This is a genomic window from Microbacterium sp. H6, from assembly GCF_003314775.1.
GTDB lineage: Bacteria > Actinomycetota > Actinomycetes > Actinomycetales > Microbacteriaceae > Microbacterium > Microbacterium oxydans.
In genome coordinates, this window is record NZ_QOAY01000179.1 from 10,656 (window position 1) to 15,633 (window position 4,978).

General features: G+C 68.8%; 3 protein-coding genes and 1 pseudogene. 3 read left to right on the top strand and 1 reads right to left on the bottom strand.

The window, feature by feature from the left end:
- Positions 1-591, bottom strand: a pseudogene (locus DSP71_RS22255) (hypothetical protein); the annotation flags it as partial.
- 107 nt (positions 592-698) lie between these two features.
- On the opposite strand from DSP71_RS22255, the gene DSP71_RS11520 reads away from it, so the two are divergent.
- The 3 genes from DSP71_RS11520 to DSP71_RS11530 all read left to right on the top strand — a co-directional run.
- Positions 699-2,522, top strand: coding sequence for an ABC-F family ATP-binding cassette domain-containing protein (locus tag DSP71_RS11520; RefSeq protein WP_061017216.1), 1,824 nt, complete (start codon positions 699-701; stop codon positions 2,520-2,522).
- A 40-nt stretch (positions 2,523-2,562) separates the two neighbouring features.
- Positions 2,563-4,329 carry a Na+/H+ antiporter gene (locus tag DSP71_RS11525; RefSeq protein ID WP_061017218.1) on the top strand — a complete coding sequence of 589 codons (1,767 nt, stop codon included), beginning with the start codon at positions 2,563-2,565 and terminating at the stop codon, positions 4,327-4,329.
- 48 nt (positions 4,330-4,377) lie between these two features.
- The coding region (locus DSP71_RS11530) for an NADP-dependent oxidoreductase (protein ID WP_147251304.1) at positions 4,378-4,978 on the top strand (601 nt) is incomplete at its 3' end.

Below are 4,978 nucleotides of genomic sequence, written 5' to 3' on the forward strand. Positions count from 1 at the left end.
CCACAGGTCGACGACGGTGAAGCGTGCATCCACCCAATCGGTGTCGACGGCGCTGCCACCCGTCGTCGGGGCGCCGAGCCCCGGGGAAGGGGATTCCGGCACCGCCGATCGGTCCGTGTCAGGGTGATCCGCGTCGAGGTGATCTGTGTCGGGGTGATCTGTGTCGGGGTGATCTGTGTCGGGGAGTTCCGCGTCCGCGACGGCCCGCGCGTCCCCGAAGACGACGCGCAGATCAGCGCCGGGCGGGAGGGGCAGCGCGGCGATCACCGCGGCATAGAGCGCGGGTTCGAACTCGACCACGAGCTGCGGGGATCCGGGGCGCGTGGCCTCGACATAGCGTGCCAGCGTGAGCGCTCCGGCTCCCAGGTGCACGGTGAACAGCGGTGCACCGGGCTCAGCCGCGGCATCGATCGCTCTCGCGATGTGCTGCGTGTACGCGTACTCGAGTGTGGTCGGGTCGGTCATCGAGACCACCGACTGCGCGATCCCGTCGACACTGAGCTCGTAGTGCCCTGGGCGCCTTCTCGACTCCATCAGCTTCGCCCTGCGGTTGTCGAGCATGAGCGAGAACACCCGGCGATTCCTTGGCACCCGTCGATTTTAGATCGGGCGGAGCCGAACGACGATCCGGCCACCCGCCGCGGTCCGACGGCGGCGGTCGTCCTGGCGTCACCGGGCGCGGCTACCCTGGAGGGAACATGGCACATCTTCTCGGGGCTGAAGCCCTCCACCTCGAATATCCGACAAGGGTCGTCTTCGACTCCGTGACCCTCGGCATCGAGGAGGGCGATCGCATCGGCATCGTCGGCCGCAACGGAGACGGAAAGTCGAGCCTCCTCGGCATGCTGGCCGGCATCAAGGAGCCGAACTCCGGACGCGTCACGGTGCGTGGCGGAACGCGCATCGGCGTGCTCGATCAGGCCGACAATCTTCCGGACGACCTCACGATCAGCGCCGCGGTCGTCGGCGACACCCCGGAGTACGAGTGGGCGGGCGACGCGCGGGTGCGGGATGTCATCGAGGGGCTGCTCACCGATCTGCCGTGGGACGCCGAGATCGGCTCTCTCAGCGGTGGACAGCGTCGCCGGGTATCGCTCGCCAGGCTCCTGACCGGTGACTGGGATGTCATCGCGCTGGACGAGCCGACCAACCACCTCGACGTCGAGGCGATCACGTGGCTCGCCCGGCACCTCAAGAGGCGCTGGTCGTCGAACTCGGGCGCCCTCATGGTCGTGACCCACGACCGGTGGTTCCTCGACGAGGTCTGCACCGAGACCTGGGAGGTGCACGACCGCATCGTCGAGCCCTTCGAGGGCGGCTACGCGGCCTACATCCTGCAGCGTGTCGAACGCGACCGCATGGCGGCCGCCACCGAGGCAAAGCGCCAGAACCTCGCCAAGAAGGAGCTCGCCTGGCTCCGTCGTGGCGCCCCGGCCCGCACCGCGAAGCCGAAGTTCCGCATCGATGCGGCCAACGAGCTCATCGCCGACGTTCCCGAGATCCGCGACAAGGTGTCGCTGCAGTCGCTCGCGGTCTCACGCCTCGGCAAGGACGTGGTCGATCTGCTCGACGTCGGGGTGACCTACCCGACGGCGGACGGCGGCGAGAAGGTCGTGCTGCGCGACATCGAATGGCGCATCGCACCGGGTGAGCGCACCGGCATCCTCGGCGTGAACGGCGCGGGGAAGTCGACCCTGCTCGGCCTCATCTCCGGCACCGTCGAACCCACCGTCGGTCGGGTCAAGCGCGGCACGACCGTGAAGGTGCAGACCCTCACGCAGCGGCTCGACGAGCTCACCCAGCACTGGAACGACCCGGTGCGCGTGATCATCTCCGGCCTGCGCACCTCCTACACGATGGGCGCGGGCTCGAAGGCGCAGGACCTCACGCCGGGGCAGCTCCTCGAGCGCCTCGGGTTCGACTCCGCTCAGCTCTCCACCCCGGTCAAGGACCTCTCCGGTGGACAGCAGCGCCGTCTGCAACTGCTCCTCGTGCTCCTCGACCAGCCGAACGTGCTGATCCTCGACGAGCCGACCAACGACCTCGACACCGACATGCTCGCCGCGATCGAGGATCTCCTCGACTCGTGGTCCGGCACCCTCCTCGTCGTCAGCCACGACCGGTACTTCCTGGAGCGCGTCACCGATCAGCAGTATGCGATCCTGGACGGCCATCTGCGCCACCTCCCCGGCGGGGTCGACGAGTACCTCCGCCTGCGCGAACTGCAGTCGTCCGCGGGCTCGAAGCAGACCGCGACGGCGGCAGCGACGGCAACCTCAGCCGCGGCGACGAAGGGCCTGGACGGAGCGGCGCTGCGCGCGGCGCAGAAGGAGATCTCCGCGCTCGAGCGCCGCATCCAGAAGCTCACCCAGCAGGTGAACGCCGCCAAGACCGCGCTGGCCGATCACGACCAGTCCGACTATGCGGGGCTGGGCGATCGCATGAAGAAGATCAGCGAGCAGCAGGCCGAGATCGAAGAGCTCGAGCTGCGCTGGTTCGAACTCACCGAGGAGATCGGCTGACGGAGGAATATCCTTCTCTCACCGCTGTTGGGAGGTAGGGATGGAAGGCCTCGAAGTAACAGTCCTGCTCGGACTCACGATTCTCGTCGGAACCCTGATCGCCCCGCGCGTGCGTCTCGCGCTGCCCCTCGTCCTCGTCATCTTCGGACTGCTGCTGGGCTTCGTGCCGCAGCTTCGCGAAGTGCAGCTGCCCCCGGAGACGGTGCTGCTGCTGTTCCTCCCGGTGATGCTCTTCTGGGAGAGCCTCACCACGTCCCTGCGGTCGATCCGCCGCGACTTCCGCTACATCCTGCCCATGAGCACGGTGCTGGTGGTCGCCTCGGCGTTCGCGGTCGCGGGCATCGGTGTGCTGTTCGGGATGCCCTGGGAGATCGCCCTCATCCTGGGCGCTGCGGTCGCCCCACCGGATGCCACCGCCGTCGCCGCCCTCGGTCGACTGCTGCCGCGCCGCATGTTCATGAAGCTCAAGGCCGAGAGCCTGACCAACGACGGCACGGCCCTGGTGCTGTACGCGATCGCGGTGTCGCTCGCGCTCGGCGGCCAGATCACCCCGCTGTCGGTGACGCTCGACGTGCTGATCTCCTACGTCGGTGGAATCGCCGCCGGCGTGGTCATCGCGGCTCTCGGCTACCTCCTGCTGCGGCGCACCTCGTCGACGATCGTGATCAACGTCACGCTGCTGCTGATCCCGTTCACCGCATTCCTCGCCGCCGAGATGGTGCACGCCTCTGGAGTTCTGGCGGTCGTGGTGGCGGGGCTCATCGTCGCGTACGTCTCTCCGCGGGTGACCACCGCCTCGTCGCGACGCCAGGCGGATGCGGCGTGGCCGTTCGGTGTCTTCCTGCTCAACGGCGCGCTGTTCGTGCTGATCGGTCTCGAGGTGCAGTACGTCGCGCATGAGATCTCGGCCGCCGCGATCGGGCGCCTGGTGCTCATCACTCTCGCCGTCTGGGCGACGCTGCTGGTGGTGCGCTATGTGTTCCAGCTGCTGAACGTGGTGTTCCAGCGGCAGAGCGGTCCGCGTCCGGCGCCCGGCGCGAGAGCACGGGCCAGGGCCGTCTCCACCGTCGCCGGCATGCGCGGTGCCGTCTCCCTCGCCATCGCTCTCTCCGTCCCGACGAGCATCACCCAGGGCGGCGCGATCAACGGTCGCGACGAGATCGTGTTCGTGACGGCGGGTGTCATCCTGCTGAGTCTGCTCGTGCAGGGTCCGCTGCTGCCCGCCATCGTGCGATGGGCGCGGTTCCCCGTCGACCACGCCGAGGACGAGGAGTACGAGCTCGCAGAGCGGGCGATCTCCGGTGCCGCCCTCGCCGCCCTCGACGACCTGGCCGCCGAGCACGGTGTGGGCCAGGAGGTCCTGGATCGCGTGCGATCGGAGGGGTATCAGATGCTCGAGTTCGCCAACGCCCGGTCGCTGGCCCGCGAGCAGGCCCTCGTCGACGCTGAGGCCGACGTGCTGGACGAGATGCTCGGCGAGCCCGACCCGCTCAGCGCGGGAACCGCCGACGTAGGTGGCGACCCGGCGCCCGGAGGCGGCGTCTCGCAGGTCGTGGAGGGAGAGGCCACGGACGGCACCGTACTGCAGATCATCGCGACCTCCGCCGACGTCGATCTGGCACAGCGTTCGCCCTTGGTCCGACACGAGGAGCACACGCGCCTGAAGCTCGCCCTGCTCGACCGCAAGCGCGAGGTCCTGCTCGGACTGCGCGGCGCCGGCACCATCGACGACATCGTGGTGCGTCGCATCTCCGCCCGCCTCGACCTCGAGCAGGTGCGCCTGCAGGGGATCGAGGACTACGACTGAGCGTCCGGGCGTCCGAGAGCCGGACCACCGATGAGAACGAGGAGTCCCATGCCCACGACGATGAAAGCCCTCATCCTCGATCGATTCGGTGACGAGACGGAACTGCATGAACACTCGGTTCCGGTCCCCACGGTCGGGGACAGCGACGTGCTCATCCGCATCCATGTCGCAGGGCTAGGGTCGTGGGACCGAGAGGAGCGCGAGGGTCACTACGACGGCGCATTCGGCGTGCCGTCGACCTTCCCCTACATCCTCGGGTGGGAAGGGGCGGGGACCGTCGAGGCGGTCGGGGCCGAGGTGACGCGCTTCGCCCCGGGCGACCGGGTGTACGCTGCCTCGACCCCCGTCCCGAGAGGCGGGTTCTACGCCGAGTACGCCGTGGTCGACCAGGAACACGTCGCTCCGGTGCCCGCCCGTCTGACCGACGAGCAGGCAGGAGTGCTGGCCTGGGACGCGCTCACGGCCACGAGCGGACTCGACACCATCGATGCGAGTCCCGGTGATGCCGTGATGATCTTCGGCGCGAGCGGAGGGATCGGCCATCTCGCGGTGCAGCTCGCCAAGCATCGAGGGCTTCGTGTCCTCGCCGTGGCCTCGGGACAGGACGGAGTCGCGCTCGCGAGCAGACTCGGAGCCGACGCGGTCGTCG